The organism is Brevibacillus borstelensis, from assembly GCF_036700025.1.
Taxonomy (GTDB): Bacteria; Bacillota; Bacilli; order Brevibacillales; family Brevibacillaceae; genus Brevibacillus; species Brevibacillus borstelensis.
In genome coordinates this window covers 4316550-4339765 of the sequence record NZ_CP144922.1, presented here as the reverse complement: position 1 = coordinate 4339765, position 23216 = coordinate 4316550, and the positions used below count along the sequence as shown (strand labels likewise).

At 52.6% G+C, this 23216-nt stretch carries 18 protein-coding genes; 15 read left to right on the top strand and 3 right to left on the bottom strand.

The window, feature by feature from the left end:
* Positions 1-72 precede the first annotated feature (72 nt).
* The 9 genes from polA (at position 73) to argH (ending at position 10359) form a co-directional block, all read left to right on the top strand.
* A complete protein-coding gene (gene polA / locus V5G20_RS20820; protein WP_003387968.1) occupies positions 73-2721 on the top strand; it encodes a DNA polymerase I in 2649 nt (882 codons plus the stop codon).
* Between the two features lie 165 nt (positions 2722-2886).
* Positions 2887-3756 (top strand): DNA-formamidopyrimidine glycosylase, encoded by an 870-nt coding sequence (gene mutM / locus V5G20_RS20815; RefSeq protein WP_003387967.1) that lies wholly within the window; start codon positions 2887-2889, stop codon positions 3754-3756.
* 4 nt (positions 3757-3760) lie between these two features.
* Positions 3761-4363 (top strand): dephospho-CoA kinase, encoded by a 603-nt coding sequence (coaE, locus tag V5G20_RS20810; RefSeq protein WP_003387965.1) that lies wholly within the window; start codon positions 3761-3763, stop codon positions 4361-4363.
* Positions 4360-4923, top strand: a complete 564-nt coding sequence (locus tag V5G20_RS20805) for a lytic transglycosylase domain-containing protein (RefSeq protein WP_003387964.1) — start codon at positions 4360-4362, stop codon at positions 4921-4923. Before coaE ends, V5G20_RS20805 begins: the two co-directional genes overlap by 4 nt.
* Before the next feature lie 122 nt (positions 4924-5045).
* Complete coding sequence (locus V5G20_RS20800; RefSeq protein WP_003387963.1) at positions 5046-6341, top strand: hypothetical protein; 1296 nt, start codon at positions 5046-5048, stop codon at positions 6339-6341.
* 229 nt (positions 6342-6570) lie between these two features.
* On the top strand, positions 6571-7398 hold the full coding sequence (locus V5G20_RS20795; RefSeq protein ID WP_003387962.1) for a transporter substrate-binding domain-containing protein: 828 nt from the start codon (positions 6571-6573) through the stop codon (positions 7396-7398).
* 96 nt (positions 7399-7494) lie between these two features.
* Positions 7495-8154: an amino acid ABC transporter permease gene (locus V5G20_RS20790; protein ID WP_003387961.1), complete on the top strand. Its 660-nt coding sequence runs from the start codon at positions 7495-7497 to the stop codon at positions 8152-8154.
* 29 nt (positions 8155-8183) lie between these two features.
* On the top strand, positions 8184-8912 hold the full coding sequence (locus V5G20_RS20785; protein WP_003387960.1) for an amino acid ABC transporter ATP-binding protein: 729 nt from the start codon (positions 8184-8186) through the stop codon (positions 8910-8912).
* A 28-nt stretch (positions 8913-8940) separates the two neighbouring features.
* The gene (argH, locus tag V5G20_RS20780; RefSeq protein WP_327927672.1) at positions 8941-10359 is read left to right on the top strand and encodes an argininosuccinate lyase; all 1419 of its coding nucleotides are present in this window, start codon (positions 8941-8943) and stop codon (positions 10357-10359) included.
* Positions 10360-10633: 274 nt separating this feature from the next.
* Here argH and V5G20_RS20775 read toward each other — a convergent pair whose 3' ends face one another.
* On the bottom strand, positions 10634-11074 hold the full coding sequence (locus V5G20_RS20775) for a VOC family protein (RefSeq protein ID WP_024983185.1): 441 nt from the start codon (positions 11072-11074) through the stop codon (positions 10634-10636).
* A gap of 768 nt (positions 11075-11842) precedes the next feature.
* Here V5G20_RS20775 and V5G20_RS20770 point away from each other — a divergent pair.
* Positions 11843-12889: a glyceraldehyde-3-phosphate dehydrogenase gene (locus tag V5G20_RS20770; protein WP_003387957.1), complete on the top strand. Its 1047-nt coding sequence runs from the start codon at positions 11843-11845 to the stop codon at positions 12887-12889.
* A gap of 206 nt (positions 12890-13095) precedes the next feature.
* Here the strand turns inward: V5G20_RS20770 and V5G20_RS20765 are convergent, their stop codons facing one another.
* Entirely contained in the window at positions 13096-14226 is a 1131-nt protein-coding gene (locus V5G20_RS20765; RefSeq protein ID WP_003387956.1) for an HD-GYP domain-containing protein, read from the bottom strand.
* Positions 14227-14362: 136 nt separating this feature from the next.
* Here V5G20_RS20765 and nrdR point away from each other — a divergent pair, with 136 nt between their 5' ends.
* The 3 genes from nrdR (at position 14363) to dnaI (ending at position 17493) form a co-directional block, all read left to right on the top strand.
* Positions 14363-14836: a transcriptional regulator NrdR gene (nrdR, locus tag V5G20_RS20760; protein WP_024983186.1), complete on the top strand. Its 474-nt coding sequence runs from the start codon at positions 14363-14365 to the stop codon at positions 14834-14836.
* Between the two features lie 228 nt (positions 14837-15064).
* Positions 15065-16543, top strand: a complete 1479-nt coding sequence (locus V5G20_RS20755; RefSeq protein WP_003387954.1) for a replication initiation and membrane attachment family protein — start codon at positions 15065-15067, stop codon at positions 16541-16543.
* Positions 16544-16551: 8 nt separating this feature from the next.
* Positions 16552-17493: a primosomal protein DnaI gene (gene dnaI / locus V5G20_RS20750; protein ID WP_003387953.1), complete on the top strand. Its 942-nt coding sequence runs from the start codon at positions 16552-16554 to the stop codon at positions 17491-17493.
* On the opposite strand, the gene V5G20_RS20745 is transcribed toward dnaI, so the two are convergent.
* Positions 17494-18105 carry a YdcF family protein gene (locus V5G20_RS20745; RefSeq protein WP_051925436.1) on the bottom strand — a complete coding sequence of 204 codons (612 nt, stop codon included), beginning with the start codon at positions 18103-18105 and terminating at the stop codon, positions 17494-17496.
* Between the two features lie 458 nt (positions 18106-18563).
* Here V5G20_RS20745 and V5G20_RS20740 point away from each other — a divergent pair, with 458 nt between their 5' ends.
* Together V5G20_RS20740 and V5G20_RS20735 are read left to right on the top strand one after the other, a co-directional pair.
* On the top strand, positions 18564-21149 hold the full coding sequence (locus V5G20_RS20740) for an Ig-like domain-containing protein (RefSeq protein WP_003387949.1): 2586 nt from the start codon (positions 18564-18566) through the stop codon (positions 21147-21149).
* A gap of 226 nt (positions 21150-21375) precedes the next feature.
* Positions 21376-23214, top strand: a complete 1839-nt coding sequence (locus tag V5G20_RS20735; RefSeq protein ID WP_338462034.1) for a copper amine oxidase N-terminal domain-containing protein — start codon at positions 21376-21378, stop codon at positions 23212-23214.
* The last annotated feature ends 2 nt before the right edge of the window (positions 23215-23216 follow it).

Here is a 23216-nt window from a genome sequence, read left to right as displayed (position 1 = left end):
CTGAGCTTTGCCGTTATCCGACCCCTATGGTAAGATGAAGGATAGCGAAAAAAGTGAGAGGGTGCGGACAAAATGAGCCATTTGGTGTTGATAGACGGGAACAGTATCGCCAACCGGGCGTTTTACGCTTTGCCGCTTTTGTCCACATCAGCGGGATTGCACACAAATGCGGTACTGGGCTTTACCACCATGCTGCTCAAGGTGCTGGACGAAATGAAGCCGACCCATGTGCTGGTTGCGTTTGATGCGGGCAAGGTGGTGTTTCGCCACAGCGAGTTTGCCGAGTACAAGGGTGGCCGGAGCAAAACGCCTCCGGAATTGTCGGAGCAGTTCCCGCTGATACGCGAGCTGCTGGACGCATTTTCGATCCAGCGGTTTGAGCTGGAAGGGTATGAAGCGGATGACATCATCGGCACCCTGACGCTCCGAGCGGACGAAAACAATTGGAAAACGACGGTTATCACCGGGGACAAGGACATGCTGCAGCTTGTTTCCGACAACGTCTCGGTCGCCTTGACGCGCAAAGGCGTGAGCGAGATCGAGATGTACACACCACAGGAAATCTCCGAGAAATACGGCCTGAAGCCGCTGCAGATCATCGATCTGAAGGGACTGATGGGGGACAGCTCGGACAACATACCGGGCGTGCCCGGGGTGGGTGAAAAAACAGCGCTGAAGCTGCTGCACGAATACGGTTCGGTCGAATCGGTGCTGGAGAATATTGATAAGGTGTCGGGCAAAAAGCTGCAAGAAAACCTGCGGGAAAACGTCGACAAGGCCAAGCTGAGCAAGGCGTTGGCAACGATCATGCGCGACGCTCCGGTGGAAGTGGATGTGGAAGAGACCGCCTACGCCGGCTATACAGCCGATTCGGTTATTGAATTCTTTAAAAAAATGGAGTTCAAATCCCTTTTGCCCAAAGTAAAAGGAACAAGCAATGCGGTTGAGGGCGAGCAGCGGGATGCCGCTCCGTTTGCCTTCGATGTGGTCTACAGCGGGGATGCGGAACGCTTTGAGGACAAGCTGACCTCGCCGATGGCGGTCTGCGTGGAGATGGACGGAGAAAATTACCACCGAGCGCCGATTTTGGGCTTCGGTCTTGCTGCAAAAGGCGTTTCGCTCTACATTCCTTTTGATGTAGCCAAGGAATGGTCCGCTTTCCGCCAGTGGCTGGCAGATGAAACGAAGGAAAAGTGGGTATTTGACGGGAAGCGCGACACGGTCGGATTGGCATGGCACGGACTGGACATGGCCGGCATCGGCTTTGACATTTATTTGGCTTCTTACCTGCTCAATGCGGCAGAGAGCAGTCCGCAGGTGTCGGATATTGCCGTTCACTATGCGGATGTGCGGGTAATGCCGGACGAAGAGGTCTACGGCAAAGGAGCAAAGCGGCTCGTCCCGGAAACGGATGTACTGAGCGAACACGTGGCATTGAAGGCTGCCGCCATGTACCAGAGCGTACCGAAGATCAAAGAAGAGATGGGCGCAAGCAAGCTGGATGAATTGCTTGACCAGATGGAAGGACCGCTCAGCCTCGTTTTGGCCACGATGGAAAAACAGGGGGTCAAGGTAAACGAGCAGCGGCTGCAGCAAATGGGTGAAGAACTGGACGCCCAGCTGGAGAAGCTGACCGGACAAATCTATGAATTGGCCGGCACGTCTTTTAATATCAACTCGCCGAAGCAGCTGGGGGAAATCCTGTTCGACAAGCTGGCCCTTCCGGTGTTGAAAAAAACAAAGACGGGGCCGTCCACCAGCGCCGACGTTTTGGAAAAACTGGCCCCTTACCATCCGATCATTGAGTCGATCCTTCACTTCCGTCAGCTCGGCAAGCTGCGCTCGACGTATATCGAAGGGCTGACAAAGGAAATCCATCCAGGCACGGGCAAGGTTCACACCATTTTCAACCAGGCGACGACAGCGACTGGCCGCTTGTCCAGTACGGACCCCAACCTGCAGAACATCCCGATCCGTCTGGAGGAAGGACGGAAAATACGGGAGGCGTTTATCCCGTCCGAGGAAGGATGGTTCATGCTGGCGGCGGACTACTCCCAGATCGAGCTGCGGGTGCTGGCTCACATCTCGGGGGATGAGAATCTGATCGACGCTTTCCAAAAAGGAATGGACATTCACACGCGGACGGCGATGGATGTGTTTGACGTTTCCGAGGACGAGGTCACTTCTCTCATGCGGCGCCAAGCAAAGGCCGTCAACTTCGGTATTGTTTACGGCATCAGCGACTACGGCTTGTCTCAGAATTTGAATATTACCCGCAAAGAAGCCGGAGAGTTTATCGAGCGTTACTTCGCCGTTTTCTCCGGGGTCAAGCGATACATGGAAGACATCGTCAAGCAGGCCAAGGAAGACGGGTTCGTCACGACGCTGCTGAATCGCAGACGGTATCTCCCGGACATCAAGAGCAGCAACTTCAACCTGCGTTCCTTTGCAGAGCGGACAGCGATGAACACGCCGATCCAGGGTACGGCGGCTGACATTATCAAGCTGGCGATGATCCGCATGCAGGAGAGCTTGCAGGAAAAAGGCCTGAAGAGCCGCATGCTGCTTCAGGTGCATGACGAACTGATTTTTGAAGTGCCGACAGAGGAATTGGACATCATGCAGCAGCTCGTCCCCGATGTGATGGAAAACGCCCTGAAGCTGGAGGTTCCGCTGAAGGTGGATGTCAACTACGGGCGAAGCTGGTACGAAGCCAAGTAACGAGCAAGGAACGAACAAGGAACGAGGCGGAAGTGCCCAGGGCAACTAAAAGCCGGCAAGCCGAGGCCACTGCTGACACGGCAAGCCGGGTTCACTGCATAAGAGACAAGCTGTGCTTTTGCTTTGCGCAGGCATGACAAACAGACAACAGGAGGAGGGAGAGCCATGCCGGAATTGCCAGAGGTGGAGACGGTGGTGCGTACGCTGCGCCAACTCGTCTTGGGAAAAACAATCGGGAGCGTCAGCGTACTGCTGCCGCGAATCATCCGCAGACCGGACGATATGGAAGAGTTCAAAGCGATGCTCGTCGGGCAGACGATCCATGAGATCAAGCGTCGCGCCAAATTTATCCAGTTCATACTGGATCGGGACGTGCTGATCTCTCACCTGCGGATGGAGGGGCGCTACGGTCTTTACCGCTCGGATGAGCCCGTCGAAAAACATACACATGTGATCTTCCATTTTACCGATGGAACAGAGCTGCGGTATCGCGACGTCCGGCAGTTCGGGACGATGGATCTCTTTCCGCTCGGCAAGGAGACCGTAGAAGGTCCGCTTGCCAAGCTCGGTGTCGAGCCATTGGCAGAGGAGTTTACGCCAGAGGTGCTGCGCAGTCTGCTCAAGGGGCGGACAACAAAAATCAAGCCGCTTCTGCTGAACCAGGAATGTATCGTCGGTTTGGGGAATATTTATGTGGACGAGTCCCTCTTTCGGGCGCGGATACATCCCGAGCGTCCCGCCGGAAAGCTGACCGCCCAGCAGGTAGCGAAGCTGCACGAGGCGATTGTAGCCACGCTCTCCGAAGCTGTCGAGCAAGGAGGCAGTTCGGTCAAGTCTTACGTAAACGGACAAGGCGAGATGGGCATGTTCCAGCAATCGCTACTGGTTTACGGACGCAAGGGAGAGCCATGCGTAAACTGCGGTACGGAAATCATCCGCTTTGTCGTTGGCGGAAGGGGGACGCATATTTGTCCCGCTTGTCAAAAGACGGCGGTCACGCGAAAAAAAGGGGCTCAGCAGCCAAAAGGAGGGTGAGCGGATGATTCTTGGACTGACAGGAGGCATAGCCACTGGAAAAAGCACGGTTACGGCTATGCTTCGGGAGCAAGGAATACCTGTCATCGATGCGGATCAAATTGCCCGTGAAGTGGTTGAGCTGGGCAAACCGGCTTATGAAGCCATTGTTCGCCACTTCGGAAAAGAGATTTTGCTCCCAGGGGGACAGATCGATCGAAAAAAGCTGGGGGAAATTGTTTTCTCGGATGAAGCGGAGCGTCAAAAGCTGAATGCGATCGTTCACCCTGAAGTCCGCCGCGTCATGCGCGAGGAGGCGGAGGCAGCGGAGAAAAACGGCGCCAAGATTGTGTTTATGGACATTCCGCTGCTTTTTGAAAGCAAGCTGCAGCATATGGTGGACAAGATTGTCGTCGTCTACGCCCCCGCCCATCTGCAATTGGCCCGGATGATGGAACGCGACGAATTTGAGGAAGAACAGGCGCAAAAGCGTTTGCGTGCGCAATTGCCGATTGAGCAAAAACGGGCTGATGCCGACTTTGTCATCGACAATACCGGTTCACGGGAAGAGACCGAGAAACAAGTAATCCAGCTGCTGGGCCGGTTAAAGGCGGAAACGGCTCCATGAAAAGGAGCAAGCGAGCGGCAGTCTTTCTGTTTTTTTTGATGGCTGTTTTCTTCCTGATCAATTCACCGATTGTCTGGAAATGGATGTACCCGATCAAATACCAAAAGGAGATCCTGGAGGCGTCCAGCCGCTATCAGGTAGACCCGTACCTGATCTTGGCAGTGATCCGCTCCGAAAGCGGTTTTGAGACGGACAGAGTATCGAGGAAGGGCGCCATCGGACTGATGCAGGTGATGCCTGATACGGCGGAGTGGATCGCGGAACAAGCCGGTCTGGGGCCAGCGGATGAAAGGTATTTGTACGACCCGGTGACAAATATCAACATGGGCACGTGGTATCTCTCTTTTTTGGAGAAGCGGTATGAGGGAGACGTCGTGAAAGTGATCGCAGCCTACAATGCCGGACCGGGCAAGGTGAGCAGCTGGCTCATGCGGGAACAGTGGGACGGCAAGCGTGAGACGATCGAAGACATTCCGTTCGGGGAAACACGCCAGTACGTCCAGCGAGTCCTTTACTACCATGATCGATATCGGAGCATCTATACGGATCAATTGCAATAAGCCGCTCTCTTGTCAAAAGGAGAAGCGGCTTTTGCTTTTTGTCTCAAACGGAGGTTTAGCGAAATCGAGCGCGATCGATTATACTTAGTGTACTTTTACGAAACTGGGAAAGTGGGTATCGTATGCACAGGATCGGAGTCGTCGGGCCGCAGCCATCTGTGGAACGGATGATTGATATGGGCAAGGCATTTGAGAAGGACATGCGTTTTTATCCCTATCCCTACGAGAGGTTTCAAGAAACGCGCGAGCTGGTGAAGGCCAACGATCATCAGGTGGATGTATGGCTGTTCTCGGGGAAGCTGTCGTATATGATCGCCAGACAGGAGCTTGGCAGTGCGGAAAATATGGTGCATGTCCAGCATACGGAAGCGAGTCTCTACAAATGTTTTTTGATGATGGCAAAAGAACAGGGAAGATTTCTGGAGCGGGTCAGCATTGACGAGCTGGAAAAGACGCAGCTGGATTATGCGCTGCAGCAGCTGGAGATGGAGCATCGCGACGTTTACCTGAAAATTTACGACGTAGATACCAATCCGGAGGAGCTGCTCGACTTTCATTTGCAGATGTGGAGAGAAGGCAAAACGGACGGGGCCATCACCTGTTTCGAAGGGATTTACAGAGGTCTGAAAGCGGCGGGAGTGCCGGTTTACTGGTTTACCCCGACACGACTGGAGATTTTGCAAACGTTTCGGATCGTGGCCGAAAAAGTGCGGACCCTGTATTTCAAGGATACGCAGATCGGGGTCGAAATCATCGAGATCGAGCATTTTGACAGGGTCGCGGAGAAAGCGAAAAGCCCCTATCACCTGCAGCATCTGGAGCTGCGCCTGAAGGAAGCGCTGCTGCATTTGTGCGAAAAGCTCAACGGTTCGCTTTTGGAAAAAGGGAATGGACGCTACGTTGTGTTCAGCTCCCGGGGAGCGATTGAACGGGAGATTGACATTTTGCGTGAGACGATCAGGCAGTTGTCGCTCGTCTCGGAGTCGATGGTAGCGGTCGGCGTCGGATTTGGGGAGACGGTGTTTACAGCGGAAGTCAACGCTCGCCGCGCGATTGGGCAGTCAAAGGAAAAAGCCGAGCGGGGAATTGTCATCGTCCAGGAGGATGGCACCGTGATCGAAGCGGCTGGCCTGGAATCGGAGCTTGCGTATTCATACCGCATGCAGGACCAAGAGTTTCTGGAAAAGCTGAAGAAGGGAAATATCAGCGTCAGAACGTACAACAAGATCGAGGCATTGATCCGGAGAATGGGGTGGAGCGAGTTTACGACCAAGGATCTCGCACTGCACCTCCATCTGGACGAGCGGAATGCACGGAGAATTGTCGCATATTTATGCGAAGTGGACCTCGCGGAATGCATAGGCGAAGAATCAGTATCCACACGCGGAAGGCCGAGCAAAATCTATCGATTGAAATAAATGAACAAGCACCTGTCTCTTGTACCGCCCAAATAAAAAGGGCGGTTATTTTTTTCGTCATATGGAAAAAAATTCGTACATGATTTATATTTATTCAGTATTATGTTTTTTTAATCGAGGTGAAAAAAGTGTTGAAATACTCAAAGTATTCCTTATAATACTTATATCAGGGTATTTACCCTTAAATAACCCTAAAATTGATCGCTTGATGCCGGAAAGGAATGTTTCTATGAAAAAAGTACTTATCGTTCTGTTGTCTCTGCTTTTGGTCGTACTTGCCGCCGGGTGTTCTGGGGAAACTGCTGCACCGGGTCAGCAGGTCCCTTCCACCCTTGACCGGGTGAAAGAGAAAAAGAAGCTGGTCATCGGTACCGGTGTCGCCTATCTGCCGTTTGAAATGAAAGACAAGGATGGGAACTTTGTCGGTTATGACATCGACATGGGGAATGCCATCGGGAAGGCGCTGGGCGTAGAGGTAGAATTCAAGCAAATGAAATTCAGCGGGTTGATTCCGGCCCTGCAGACAGGTGACATCGATATGGCCATTGCCGCCATGACGATCCGCGGCGACCGCGCGCTGTCTGTCAGCTTCTCGGACCCTTACTATTCCACCGGACAAATCATCATGGTACCGAAAGCGGACAACGTGACAAAATCCTGGCAGGACCTCGATCAGCCAGGCAAAAAAATCGCCGTATCGCAAGGCACGACAGGAGCCCTTTTGGCTAAGCAAATTTTCAAGCAAGCCCAGGTCATGGACTTTGAAAACGTCGCTTCCGCTGCGCTGGCGCTGAATCAGGGACAAGCAGACGGGGTCGTGACAGAAGAAGTGGTGGTTCGCGAATACGAAGCGCAAAAAGACTACAGCGTCAAAGGCATCTATGACCTGATCTCTGCGGAAAATCTGGGGATTGCCGTTCAACTGAATGATTTTGCCACCTTGCAATGGCTGAATACATTCCTGGCTGCCTACAAAAACAGCCCGGAAGACAAGGCATCCATCGATAAATGGTTTAACTCTAGCGATTGGAGAAGCAATGTGGAGCAGAAGAAATAGGAGCACGGGTTTGTCCTCGCCGGGAAGAGCCGATCGTCTGGTTCTTCCCGCCTCTGTCTTATCAAGAAAAAATGTTGCAAGTGGGAGGGTGAGCATGTGAATTACCAGATGGACTGGAGCGTCATCACCGATAATTTCGACATTTTCATGGAAGGATTATTGGTTACCTTGAAAATCTCCGCGCTGTCGCTTGCGATCAGCATACCGATCGGGATCATAGCCGGTTTGTGCCGGATCTCCCGCAATCGTGTCCTCTCGTTTTTGGCGGCAAGCTATGTAGAGGTCATCCGGGGGATTCCGCTGTTGGTGCTGCTTCTGTGGATTTTCTTTGTTCTCGGCAAATTTATGAAGCTTGGATCGTTTTGGTCGGCGGTTATCGGTCTTGCGGTGTTCTCCGGCGCCTTCGTGGCGGAAATTGTACGGGCTGGAATTCAGTCTGTGCCGCGCGGGCAGATGGAAGCGGCCCGGTCTTCGGGGATGAATTACTTTCAGGCGATGAAGCTGATCATTTTGCCGCAGGCCTTGCGAAAGGTGCTGCCGCCGCTCGCTTCCCAATTCATCATCCTGATCAAAGATTCGTCGCTTGCCTCTGTCATCGCCGTCGTCGATCTCAGTCTGGTCGGACACAATCTGGTTGCGACGACATTCCGCGTACTGGAGGTATGGACGTTTATCGCCGCGGTGTACTTCGTCATTACATTCAGCCTTTCGCAGATCATTCGTTACTTTGAGCGGAAGTACCGCGTGCTGGAATAACTTTTGACAAGGAGAAGGAGGACTGCTTCATGATTTCCATCCGGAACGTCTCCAAAAGCTACGGGCAGGTAAAGGTCCTGCACGATATTGATCTGGAGATTCCGCAGTCGCAGGTGTTTGCCCTGATCGGACCGAGCGGAGCGGGGAAAAGTACGCTGATCCGCACGATCAATGCCCTGGAGGATATCCAGGAAGGGGAAATTTTGATCGACGGCGTCTCTGTCCATGACAAAAAAACGGATATCAACAAGCTTCGTGCCAACATCGGATTCGTCTTTCAGTCGTTCAACCTGTATCCGCATTTGACAGCTCTCGAGAATGTCACGATCGCTCCGGTCAATGTGAAAAGCACGAATAAAAAGGAAGCGGAAGAAAAAGGAAAGGAACTGCTGGCTTCTCTCGGGCTGGGGGACAAATTCGCCTCCTATCCGGGTCAGTTATCCGGTGGACAGCAGCAGCGCGTGGCGATTGCCAGAGCGCTGGCGATGGACCCGAAGGTCATGCTGTTCGACGAGCCCACATCGGCGCTCGATCCGGAAATGGTCAAGGAAGTGCTGGATGCCATCCGCAAGCTGGCATCGACGGGTATGACGATGGCCGTCGTGACCCACGAGATGGGCTTTGCCAAGGAAATATGCAATCAAATCGTCTTTATGGCGGAAGGAAAGATTGTTGAAGTGGCGGAGCCAAAGGAATTTTTCAGCAACCCGAAAACGGACCGGGCGCAAGACTTCCTGGCGAAGGTGCTCAACCACTGATCGAATGAACCAAAAGGAGAGAAGCAGGATGAAACTATGGGGCGGACGTTTTACCAAGCCGACGGACAAGCTGGTCGAGGAATTTACCGCTTCGATCGGCTTTGACCAAAAGATGGCGGCAGATGATATCCGTGGCTCGCTGGCCCATGTCAAGATGCTGGGCGCTTGCGGCATTATACCGCAGGAGGACGCTGACACGATCTCTGAAGGGCTGCGGGGCATTCTCCAGGATGTCCGGGAAGGACGGTTTGTGTTCTCCGTCGAAAACGAAGACGTCCACATGAACATTGAAAAAAAACTGATCGAACGGATTGGTCCCGTGGGCGGCAAGCTGCATACCGGCCGATCCAGGAACGACCAGGTGGCGACAGATATTCACCTCTATCTGCGCCGTGAAACGAAACAGATCATCGCGCTGGTGACAGAGCTGCTGCAAGCCTTGACGGATTCAGCGAGGGAGCATCAGGACGTGATTATTCCCGGCTACACTCATCTGCAGCGGGCCCAGCCAGTGCTCCTGGCCCATCACCTGCTCGCGTATTTCGGCATGTTTGCCCGCGATGCGGAAAGGCTGCAGGATGCGCTCAAACGGATTGACATCCTGCCGCTGGGAGCCGGGGCATTGGCCGGCACGACGTTTCCGATCGACCGGGAGCTCGTCGCCAAAGAACTGGGCTTTGCACGCATGTACGACAACTCGATGGATGCCGTGAGCGACAGGGATTTCGTCCTGGAATTCCTCGGAGCTTCCTCCATTTTGATGATGCACCTGTCCCGCTTCTGCGAAGAGATGGTGCTCTGGTCGTCCACCGAATTCGGCTTCGTCGAGCTGGACGACGCGTACTGCACAGGCTCCTCGATCATGCCGCAGAAGAAAAATCCCGATGTGGCCGAGCTCTTGCGCGGAAAAACCGGCAGAGTGTACGGCAATCTGTTCGGCCTTTTGACCGTGCTCAAAGGATTGCCGCTCACCTACAACAAGGATCTGCAGGAAGACAAGGAAGGCATGTTTGACACCGTAGAGACGGTAAAAGGAGCGCTGGCCCTGTTCGCGGGGATGGTCCGCACGATGGAAGTCCGCCGGGAGCGGCTCGCGCAGGCAGTCAAGGAGGATTTCTCCAACGCGACAGACCTGGCAGACTACCTGGTGCGAAAAGGCATGCCGTTCCGCCAGGCGCACGAGGTGATCGGAAAGCTGGTCTTGTATTGCATCACCCAGGGCAAATTCCTCGCCGACCTCACACTGGAGGAGTACCAGGAGCACAGCCCGCATTTTGAGCAGGACGTGTATGCAGCCATCGACGTGAGGACAGTGGTCGACGCCCGCGACGTCTTCGGCGGCACCGGCAGCAAGCGCGTGCAAGCGGCCATCGAGCGTGCCGACAAAGCCATCTCCGAGCTAAAGGACTGGGTGGACGAGGCCATGAAAGTCGAGCCGCTGGACTAAGCGGCGAAGAATTTTGAAACAATGAAAAAGAACAATGCAAAACACGGGTCGCCTACACAGGGGCCCGTGTTTTTTTATAAGCGATAACTTTTAACTTTTAATTTTAAGCACTCGACTGAATAAAATACGAGAGCTCAAGCGGTCAGGATTGCTGGCCAAGCGGCTTCCTTGCTTGCTGACAGTATTCACTGTCAGGAAATCTCCTGCAGAGCAATGCTATCCGGCAAACTCACGATTGCCGCCTACTATAGTTCACGTTATAAACTGCTTCTGTTTAGGACAAACCTTCTCCCCGCTTCATTCTTTGAGAAATGGGGTGATCATCTTTTAGTTCCAGCAAATCCCACAGGTTCCCGTACAGATCCTTAAATACCGCAACCATTCCATATGGTTGCTCTTTGGGTTCTCTCACAAATTCGATACCTCTGGAAACCATTTTATGATAATCTCTCCAAAAATCATCTGTATGCAAGAAGAGAAAAACTCTGCCGCCTGTCTGATTTCCGACAAAGGGCTCTTGTTCAGGCTTGGATGCCCTTGCAAGCAACAACGTCGTGCCAGCCGAACCGGGGGGAGATACTACGACCCACCGCTTATCTTGCTCTGGTTGGTAGATGTCCTCTACTAATGTGAAATTCAGCTTTTTCGTATAAAACTCGATTGCCTCATCATAATCCTTCACAACGAGAGCGATATGAACGATTGACTGTACCATGTTTGGAACGCCTCCAATTATTTTGACTTGCTTCAATCACACTTGCGAGCACATCCAAATGAATATGTTGAAGTATCTATGAAAGTAATTATCACATATCATTTCCTATCCAACACCTGATCTTCCAATAAACAATAGTAGATTCTTTTTTTTTTTGACTTTATCTTCTGCAATCGTGGAATCAACCGATAAGCGTCCCCAAACATAGCTGCCGTTGGCGAATCACCGCCAGCCAAATCCAGTTATTTGGGCAAACAGCAAACCACCATGATTCGCTCTCAAAAAAAGACGGCCAAAGAAAAAAGCTGTAGAGATGAAAAAGGGAGAAAACAGCGAAGGTCTTTGGGACACGACCCAGGCCGACTTCCAAAAGCGAAACACGTTTTTAGCGTCCAACCTCTGAGTTGCCCCCTGAATATACTGCTTTTGGACGCGGTTTCGCTTTTGGAAGCCGGCCGGACAGAGTAGCTTCCATGCAGTGTCCCACCGAACCTTGAGCCGTTTTCTCCCTTTTTCATCTCCTCCACTAAAGCCCCTCAATGAGTTTTTATAGGCCTCTCCAAATAGCCAAAAGCAGGCAAAAATCAGGCCGAAGAGAGGCCCGAAACCAGGGAACGTCAGGACAAATCAGCGGAAATTCAGGACAATCGCATCAGGCAAATCGTCCAAATATTTATTTTTCAGTAAAACACATTGATAATTGTGTCATACTTATTATAATAAGAGTAACGGATAAGTGTAACTCAATAAGGGAAGGGGTTTCTAAATATGACTATCAAAATAGGTATTAATGGTTTCGGCCGAATTGGGCGCATGGTATTTCGCCGCGCCGTTCAGGACCCCAACATCGAAATCGTCGCTATCAACGCAAGCTATCCGCCCGAAACACTCGCACACCTGTTGAAATACGACACCATTCATGGACGGTTTAACCATAAAGTGGAAGTACAAGACAACAAAATCATCGTAGACGGAAAACCGACCGTTGTCCTTTCTGACCGCGATCCGCTCAAGCTGCCTTGGGGAGAGCTCGGCGTGGAAATCGTGGTGGAAGCAACCGGAAAGTTCAAGGACCGCGAAGGGGCAGGCAAGCATCTTGCGAGCGGTGCGAAAAAAGTAGTGATCACAGCTCCCGCCAAAGAAGAAGACGCAACCATCGTTATGGGGGTCAACCACGATATTTACGATCATGAGAAGCACCACATCGTCTCCAACGCATCCTGCACGACCAACTGTCTGGCACCGGTTGCCAAGGTGCTGCATGAGGCATTTGGCATCGAGCAGGGCCTGATGACGACGGTACACTCCATCACCAACGACCAGGTAAACATCGACAATCCGCATAAAGACTTGCGCCGGGCTCGTGCAGCTGGTGAATCGATCATCCCTACAACGACTGGTGCAGCTCGTGCCGTAGGAAAAGTATTGCCAGAATTGAATGGCAAGCTGAACGGTTTTGCATTGCGCGTACCGACGCCAAACGTTTCCGTGGTCGATCTGGTGATCAATACCAAAAAGCAAGTCACTGTAGAGGAAGTAAACCGCGTGTTGCGTGAGGCGGCGGACGGCAGCATGAAGGGGTACATCGAATTTTGCGATGAGCCGCTCGTGTCCAGCGACTTCAACGGCAATGACCACTCTTCTATTATCGACGGTCTTTCCACTCTCGTAATGGGCACCAACCAAGTCAAAGTAATCGCCTGGTATGACAATGAGTGGGGCTACTCCTGCCGTGTAGTCGATTTGGTTCGCCACGTCTCCGAAGACCACAATCAGGCTCGCCAAGAGGCGAAGGCAGCAGTCGCAGCGAAGTAATGCAGAAGCTTAGAGAATGGAAACACAGAATCAATGAGCGGAATGAAACAATAAATTGCGAAAACCCCCAACTGCTTGGGGGTTTTTTGTGTACCATACTTACGCTCCCGTTACAAAAGCCACGCACAAAAAAGACGCAGATACAATTTCTGCGTCCTGTCTTCGAAATCACAACTCCTGGCAGAGGGAATTCCCAAGTAATGGAATTACGTCGTCTTGCTCTCCGACAATCCTCCGAGGGAGAAGAGCTGATCGTCCTCAAATCCGACGATAAACAGCTTGATATTCGTCTTCAGATCCAGATCATAGCTTGCCCGCACGTCATTCCCGCGCCCGTCCTTCAGGATTCGGACGGTCGGACGATGGCAGTACTCCGGATCGACGCGGCAGACGACGCCTACCTCGCCCGTGTTGAGCACCACGCTGCTTCCGATCGGAAAAATCGCGATGTGGCTGCGGAAGGCATTGATCAGCCGATGTTCAAACAAATGGCCGCCTGAGCCGAGGAGATATTCGAGAGCATCCTGCGGCATGTAGCGCTTGCGCCATGGACGCGGAGAAGTAAGCGAGTCGTAAATATCGCAAATGCCAACAATTTGTGCATATTCGTGAATATTCTTACCCTTTAGGCCCTGTGGATATCCGCTGCCGTCCAGCCGTTCGTGGTGCTGCAGGCAGACGTGCGCAGAGAGAAGTGAAATATCGTGCTGTTTGCGCAATATATTGAATCCCAGAATGCAGTGCTGTTTGGCAGCTTCCATTTCTTCCTGATTCCAGCGCTCGGTCTTTTTCAGCATCTCGGCGGGCAATTCCACCTTGCCAATATCGTGCAGCATTGCCCCAATCCCGAGCTCCATCAACTGATTGCGATTGTAGCCAAGCGACATTCCCACGGCGGTAGACAGCACCGCGACATTGACGGAATGATGGTACAGAGATGGGGAGTGAGTAGATATATTGGCCAGATGCATGACGATTTGTCTGTTTTGCATCAGGTCGTCCAAGATGGAGCCGAATGCTTGTTGAAAGTGCAGCCCCATTTCCTTGAGCGAAATTTTGCGGGCCAATTTATTGGAATTGGTGATCTGTTTGACGGTTTTCTCAATGGTTTCGACAGCAACCTGACGGGTCTCCGGACGAATGACATCCTCCACCACAATATCGGCCGTGCGCGGATCGTCTATGTACAGAGAGTCAATACCGGATCGCTGCAATCCCTGGATCAGGCGATCGGTAAGCGTCATTCCAACGCCGAGCAAAACCTTGCCGTCTTCCGTAAAGATCGTGCGTCCCACTTTCATCCCGGGTTGCACATGTCTGATTGAAACTAATCTCATACGAATCCCTCCAGCTTGTACCATTATTGTACTCCAATAGTCAGGTGCATGAAATAGGTAGAAGGATTGACTTGACTTTGGCTGTCAAATTGAGGGACACTATTAAAAGTATTGACAGTATTGGAGTTGATTTCGGATGCGATGTCCGTTTTGCGAGTATAACGGGACTAGAGTCCTAGATTCCCGCCCTTTTAACAATAACAAGTCAATCCGACGTCGACGCGAATGTGAAGAATGCGAGCGCCGTTTCACCACGTTTGAAGTGGTCGAGGAAACACCGCTGCTGATCATTAAAAAGGATGGAACACGAGAAGAGTTTAGCCGGGAGAAGGTACTGCGCGGGTTGGTCCGGGCATGCGAGAAACGGCCTGTCACGCTCGAAGTCTTGGAAAATGTGGTAAATGAGATTGAAAGAGAGCTCCGCAGCTGCGGTCAAGCCGAAATACCAAGCAAGGATGTCGGGGAGAAGGTCATGGAGCGTTTGTACCATGTGGATGAAGTGGCATATGTCCGCTTCGCCTCGGTCTACCGCCAGTTCAAAGACATCAATGTTTTCATGAAAGAACTGGAGGAGCTGCTGTCCCAGGCTCGCGGCAACACGGAATCATAAAAAGCCACTGCGGTCACCATAAATTTTTCTGGGTACTTAGTCTCAGGCGACAGGCGCTTCAGCCTCCGCCTTTTTTGGCATACAGACGAAAGGCAGCCCATATTCGACGGACCGAGACGGCATGCTTTGCAGCCGCTTCGGCTCCCGGCTTCCAGTCACTCTCGTATCTATCACCAGTCAGACATGCTATAATAGGAGAACCAGAATGGACAGGAAGGAACAAGATACATGCGCCGTCTCGTTTGGAACGAACTGATGCCCAAAGATCGTTGCGTGGTCCGAATGATGAGACCTCTCAGCTTCGCCGAGCTGGGCTACGTCACGCAGCTATATTTGCCGATCATCGGTTCAGATTCGTTTTCCCTCTATCAACTGCTCGTTCACGAGGTGCAGGAGGTAAGCGGGGCCGCAGCTGAAAGCACACACCGCAATCTGATGCTGATGAGCGGACTTACACTGGATCGACTGCTCTTGGCCCGTGAGCGGCTGGAAGCACTCGGCCTCGTCACAGTCCGGCGCAGGGAAAACCTGCAGCGAGACTACTTTTACGAGTACATGGTGAAGCCTCCGCTGACACCGAATGAATTTTTTGCGGATTACGTATTGTCGCTCATGTTGTTAAACAAGATTGAAAATATTCGTTACCAGCAGCTCAGACAAAAATATGCGGATCACTTGGGAGCGGCTTTGGATCAGGAATATACGATCACCGAAGATGTGACCAAGGATTTTCACGAAGTGTTTCAATCATTGAAAGCTTCCGAGCTGGAAGTGCATCGGGGCTCGGAGCGGGAGCAGTTCCTCTCGGAGATGGAAAAGAGCTATCCTCCCGCACCGATGCAGGCCGGGTTTGAGCCTGCCGTGGACCATCCGCTCAGCCTGTCTTCGCTGCGTCACTACCTTCCGGACAACGCCAAGTCCGACAAGGTGTTTTCCAAAGAAGGCGTCGAGGTTCTGTACAGGCTGCAACATTTCTACCAGCTGGACAGTTGGGGACTGGGCCAGGAGCTCAGAGACTGGACGCTGTACAAGCCGGACGGCTCGCTGGACAGCGAGGTGCTCCGCAAACGGCTGATTCAACGCTATACCGACGACAAGCTCGTGCGGATAGCGCCGAGCGCGGTTCCCGGTGAAGAGGAATGGGGGCCGGGCCAGCTTCCTCAGCCAGGCAGCGAAATGTTCGTCCGGGTCTGCCGCCAGCTCTCTCCGCTGACGCTGCTTGAAAAGGTCGTCGGAGGCCGCGTGAGCAAAGTATTTCTGGAGCGGGCGGAGAGCCTGCTGTTCAACGACGGGATGACGGTCGAGGTGGTCAATGCGCTGCTGCTCCATACGCTCAGCAGCATGCAGATGGAGCTGCCAAAGGCTTACATGGAGACAATCCGCGACAGCTGGAAGGCAAAGCGGATTACGACAGTGGACGAAGCCGTCCGCCAGATACTGGAGCGGGCCGACCAAAAGGCTCAGCATGCGGAGAAAACAAGACAAACAAAAACGGGCAAGGATACACCGGTCCGCCGAAATGGCCGCGCCGTTTTGCAGGACAAGCTGCCTGCCTCGGTAGAATGGCAGCTTTCCCAGGAGCAGCAGCGGGAACAAAGCGATCAGGAGACGCCACAAGCAAAGCCGGAGCGGGTCAAGACGATCGAGGATGATCCGGAACTGAAAAAGATGCTTGAATCCCTCAGGAAGCGGCAGAGAGGAGTGTAAAAAGGCAGATGGAATCAATCGGAGAATTTATGCAAGAGCTGGCCAAACGGACGCCTCGGCAGCTACTGACGCCTGACCAGCAGCTGGACAAAATGTTCCGTTCATCCGGGTACCTCCAGGCGTTTCAGCAGGCACATCCCGAGCTTGGCCGCGATGACTATCTCAAAGCGCTCTCCAGCGTCTATACAGCCGTAAAGGAGCAATACTGGTGCGAGCGCTGTCCAGGGCTGGAGAAATGCCCGAACCTGGTCAAGGGACACAGGAGCAAACTCGAAGTGACTCAAGGTTCCATCGTCAGTCCGATTACGCCATGTGAAAAGCAGCAAGTGTACGAGGAAGACCAGCGCCGCCGCCGGCTGATGCGCAGCTACTATATTTCAGAAGAGACGATGCAGGCCAGCTTTGAAAAACTGGAGCTGGATGCGGAGAATCGGGCCGCTGTCGCAGCGGGGATATTATTCAGCGAGCGGGCAGGAACAGGGGAAAAGCTGAAAGGCTTGTACCTGCACGGACCGTTTGGAGTCGGAAAAAGCTACCTGATGGGGGCGATTGCCCGCGAGCTTTCCGAACGGAACGTGCCTTCGCTGATGGTCTATGTGCCGGATTTCATCCGGGAGATGAAAGACTCGCTGGCTGACCATTCCCATTCGGCGAAGCTGGAGGTCTTGAAGGAAGTGCCCGTGCTCATCCTCGATGACATCGGGGCGGAAAACCTGACGCCATGGGTGAGAGACGAGATTATCGGCGTCATCTTGAACCATCGCGTCAACAATCACCTGCCTACCTTGTTTACTTCCAACTACTCGCTGGAAGAGCTGGAGGAGCACATGTCCATCTCCAACGGCAACCGGATCGAACGAACAAAGGCGGCTCGCGTCATGGAGCGAATCCGCCATTATGTCGATGTATATCCGATTATGCGAAAAAACCAGCGGATCGAAGGAAAATAGTCAAAACGGATGAGAGAGGTGCCATTTGGTGAGAGCCAGCACCTCTCTTGCTTTATGGTAAGGGCCGTACAGGACGTGGGATTTCACTCCGACGGGCGAAGCGTCTATTTCCATCGACTCGGCCATGTCGACCGCTCGCGCCAGGTGGTAATCGTGACTGACCACGAGAGCTTGCGACAGCCCGTGCTGCTGCATGATTTCCTTGCTGAAAAGCAGGTTTTCGTAGGTGTCCCGTGCTTGATGCTCCATGAAGATCCGATCCTCGGGCACCCCCTGTTCAACCAGATAGTTTCGCATGACGGCTGCTTCCGTGGACGTTTTCCCTTCGCCAAGCCCCCCCGTAACCAAGAGGTATGGTACATACCCCTCCCGATAAAGCTCCAGCGCCTGGTCCAGCCGCTCCCGCAGTCCCGGACTCGGACGGTCACCCCAGACGCCTGCACCGAGAACGATCGCCACATCCGCCTTTCGCGGCACAGCCTCCTGAATCGTGCGCTCGATTTTCCACAAAAGATATCCGGACCAGCAGCCCAAGATCACGATACAGGCAGCGAGGATTCGAAATATTCGCTGCTTTCGGCTCTTGCTGGGCTTTATGCGGGATGGATTCATTCGAACTGACCTTCCATCGTTATTTCCTGTTTGTACATTCATTTTTCCTCAAGCTCCTGTATCAATTATGTAGAATCGGCTGGACCAAAAGAATCGTCCGAACCAATGAAAAATGCCCAGCCCGCCCCGACGGCTGCTTTTTTTGCGGAAAAGGGTGCCTCCTGCGGACGCGGTACACGTTCGGTACTTCGGCACACGCTCGGAGCTGTATGGCTGCAGTCGGACCACAAGACACGTCATGGATTTGGTCGAGCAGCTTTTCAAGTATTAATGACGATTCTAGCTTGAAAAGCGTTACGGGAGCGCATGTTTTTCCGGGGAGTTTTTCCAAAGGCGGTTGCCTTGACACTATTCAGACACATTTTGGACACAATTAAAACGCAAGGCTCATGTAAAATTATTCCCTGGTGCCGATAACCATAAAAGGGACTTCAAAATACCAACGGGGGAGGAAAGTCATGAACTGGAGAAAACTGTTACTTGGGTTTCTCGCTCTGCTGCTCATATGTGGAGGCGGAACCGTGGGGACAGCATTGGCAGCGGATGAAATCTCACGTCTGGTCCTGTCCAAAAACGAATTAGCGATGGAGACCGGAGACACGATCTCGCTGTCAGTAACTGCGGTATATGTCTCAGGGAAGACAGAGGATGTCACGATAAAGACGGAATGGAATAGTGAAAACACAGGCGTAGCCACTGTCTACGCAGGAACGGTTACAGCCAAAGCGGTAGGGACATCTGTCATTACAGGTTCTTACATGGGAAAACAAGCGGTGGCTACAGCCACGGTCACCCAAAAGCTGAAAGCCTTGACAGTGGACAAGCAGTCGGTCGATATCAGGAAGGATAAATCCCAACAGTTGAAATTGACCGCTTCCTATAGTGATGGCAAAACGGAAGAGGTAACAGAAAAAGCGGACTGGGCGATCGACAATACATCGGTAGCCACTGTGACCAACGGACTGATCAAAGGTCATGGCTCGGGTACGGCTACGGTAACAGCCAAGTTCGGACGCCTGACCGTCGCCATCCCGGTCAGCGTGGAAATTGTCCGTCGTTTGGAGCCGGAAAAAACGCAAATTTCCTTGCTGAATGGCAAATTTGAAACGATTAAATTGACCGCCTTGTACCCGGATGGCTCGGTCGAAGAAGACGTCGCCGGTGTCGCAGAATGGTCCAGCGACAACGAAGCGGTAGCGGATGCGATCAAGGGGAAAATCACCGCATACGGGCCGGGTACAGCGGTCGTTACGGCCAAGTACGGTACAAAAACAGCTACTATCAAGGTAGATGTTGACTCGACTCGTACGCTGACAGTGAACAAGCAGGATCTGTTCATGCACGTTGGCGACGAGGAAACGCTTGAGCTCACGGCTCTCTACGCAGATGGCAACAAGGATACGGTAACAGAAACAGCGGAATGGAGCTCCGACAAGCCTGAGGTCGCTTCTGTCAGCAAAGGAAAAATCATTGCCCACGCATCAGGCGAAGCGGTCATTACTGCCAAATACGCAGAAAAAAGCGTGCAAATCCGGGTGGATGTAGAGGTGCCCCGCTATCTCGATCCGAAGCCTGCATACTTGCCAATGCGCTCTGGAAGCTCTGAGAAAATTACGCTGGAAGCAACCTTTGTCTCCGGGAAACCGGAAATCATTACCGACAAGGCAGAGTGGTCTTCTTCCAACAGTGACATCGCGTTCGTCAAGGACGGCGTTGTTTCTGCCTATAAAGCCGGATCAGCCACCATTACAGCCAAATACGGCGGAAAGCAAGTGACCATCCCGGTCGATGTAGACCTGCCGCAAAAGCTGACACTGGATGAAACCTCGCTGAATCTCCAAATCGGCGGTTCTGCAGACGTAAAGGCGACCGTCATTTATCCGGGCGGAGCCAATGAAGATGTAACCAAAAAGGCGGAATGGAAGAGCAGCGCGGATAATGTAGCGACTGTGCGCCAAGGTACGGTAATTGGCGTCGGCACTGGTGCGGCTACGATTACGGTCACCTATGCGAACCGCTCTGTCAGTCTGCCGGTGAACGTAGGTGTCATCCAAAGCATCGTCCCGAGCCAGAAGAAGCTGGTCATGAAGAATGGACAAAGCGAGACGATCAAGCTGACCGCTACCTACACGGATGGCGAAGAAAAGGATGTCACCGCCCAGGCTGTATGGAAAAGTGCCAATCCGGAAATTGCTGAAGTCGTGCTTGGCAAAGTAACGGCGATGGCTTCAGGAAAAACAACAGTTACGGCTGTCTTTGACGGCAAGACGATCTCCATTCCTGTCGAAGTCGATCAGGCCCAAACACTGAGCATTGAGCCTCGCATGCTGATCTTGACCGTCAACGAGTCGGCTGACATCGTTTTGACAGCAACAGACGCTTCCGGCACATCCCGCAAGGTTACGGATGACGCCGTATGGAAATCGAGCAATCCAAAGGTGGCGGATGTCGACAAAGGGCATGTCATTGGTTATGGCAGCGGACGCGCCACGATTACAGCCACTTACGGAGGCAAAAGCGTCACCGTGCCGGTCGAAGTCGGAATCGTGACGGCCCTGGAGGCAAACAAGCGATTTGTTTCACTGAAATCCGGTAAAAGCGTGCAAGTCGCGCTGACCGCCAAGTTCTCCGACGGCAGGACTTCGGACGTCAGTGCAGATGCCGAATGGAAGGTATCCGGCTACAAAGTCGCCGATGTGTCCAAAGGATTAATTACGGGCGTCGGCTACGGCAAGACGACCGTCACTGCCCGTTACAACGGAAAAACCGTTACCATTCCGGTCGAAGTGGATATGTTGAAGTATCTGAAAACCGATGTAGTTCAGATCGAAATGAAAAAAGGAGAGACCAAAAAGGTGAAGGCGATTGCCACCTATACGGATGGCACGGAAGAAGATGTAACCATACCGGCTCTCTGGACAACCTCCCGCCTGTTGACGGCCGACGTGAAGGACGGCATCATCAAGGCGACGGGTACAGGAAAGGCGACGATTACGGTCACGTATGGCGGCAAGCGTACACCGGTGGTCGTGATCGTGAAATAGCGAATGCAACAGAAAGAAAAAGTGCAACAGAAATAGCGTGTCTATCAGCAACGGGAACTCTGCGAATGTGCAGGGTTCTTTCGTTTGTTCGGACTTAAAGATCAGGTACAAATACCTAAATTTCGCATCGGTTATTGCCGATAAAAGAATGTGCAACAAATATATCTCCTGAACACTCAGGAGAACGGCCATCATTCTTTTAATCAGACAAAAGGAGACTGACAGCATGAAAAGGGGTTTCAAAGCAGGCAGTATCGTAATTACCGTATTTTCTCTCATTCTTTCAGCAGGGATAGGTCCCGCCTACGCAGCAGATTACGATACGGCGAAGCTTGTCTCTACGTACTCGTTTCCCCCTGTTTTTCTGGAGGTAATCGCAGATCAGACAGGAAGCATTACAGGTACGGTGGTGGTCGATACGCGATACGAGGCAGACGTGTCGCTCTTGTTTACCGATGAAAAAGGAAAGAATCGCAGGGAGATTCAGATTTGGAATGGAGGCAAAGAGAAGCTGGCTTCGGGCGTGACGACCAAAGCAAAGAACGGCAAGGAAAGAGTTCTCCATCCATCTGGACAAAGCATTGAAATCAATATCAAAACACTGACATTCACCATTCCGGCGAAGGCTTTGGATCTCGCCCCGGGCGAGTACACGGTAATCGTACGGGGACGCGATACCGCGTTTTTCGTACCGGACGTGACGAGAGAAGAGTACTCCAAGGAAAAGCAAATCGTGCTGCCTGATGCGGGAGCGGAGAAAGTCTTTCCTGGAGGAATCAAGGTCGACAAGGATGGCACCATCCAGATTACGATCAAGTCATCCGCTGTCTCCACGCGAGCCAAATGGGTGATGGTGATCATCGATGAGAATGGCGAGGAAGTAAAGCGCATCAGCATCAATCCAAAGAACCCGCAGATTTCACTTGGCAGCCTGAAGCTGACGAGCGGTGAATACACGATATATCTGGAAGTCACAGACGGCGGTGACGTTCTTCGCTCCGAATCGGCTGTGCTTGTCATACCGACAGCGGGAACGGCAGGAAGCGGCGCGGGTAATGTCGGTACAGGACCGGGAGCAGGTGTAGGAATAGTCACAGGAACTGCGGGCAACGGAGGATTTGTACCGAGCCTCAACTTCCCTGGACAAATCCGCCTGTCAAACGACGGCACCATTCAGATCCGTCTGGACCTTACCAGTGAGTACGCAAAGGCGAGATTTACGCTCCTCGTCTTGAATGAGGACGACAAGGTCGTCAAACGCATTCCGATCAACCTGAAAAATCCAACCATCTCCGGCAAAGGCCTGTCCCTTCCGGCAGGCGAATACGCGCTCGTTCTGGAAATGGTGAACGGCGGCAAAAAATCGTACTCCTCCAGCATTTCGTGGACGATCTCAACGAAAAGCAGCTCGACGTTTACGATTCCGAGCGGCGCCTCCTTTCCGGGCGGCATCAAAGTAAACAGCGATGGAACGATCAGCATCACCCTGGAGTGGAAAAGCTCGTACAGCAGTTATGAGTGGTATGTCGTCGTCTATGATGAGTACGGCAAGTCGGTGAAGCGCATTTCGCTGAATCCGAAGAATCCGGTCTTCTCCCTGCAAGGGCTGAACCTGCCGACAGGTGGATACACGATTGTGATCGAGGTGGAGGATACGGCCAGCGGTTCCTGGGCAACCTCTTTGCCGGCTTTTGTCACCGTCAACCAAACGAGGGATATCGTCATTTTCATCGACGGGGCGCTGCAAGTGTTCCAAATGCCTCCGGTCGAAATCGACGGTCGTACGCTGGTTCCTTTGCGTGCCATCTTTGAAGCGCTAGGGGCAAAGGTAGAATGGGACGAAGCGACCCAAACCGTAACGGCTACGAAAGACAACAACACGATTCAACTGACGATCGGGTCCAAGGTCGCGTATAAGAACGGAAAAAAGATCAATCTGGACGTCCCGGCCCAGCTCTTTAACGGAGACACGACGATGGTGCCGATCCGTTTTGTCAGCGAAGCGCTGGGAGCGAAGGTAGGCTGGGATGCTTACTCCAACTCGGTCGTGATCAGCAACGAATAGGC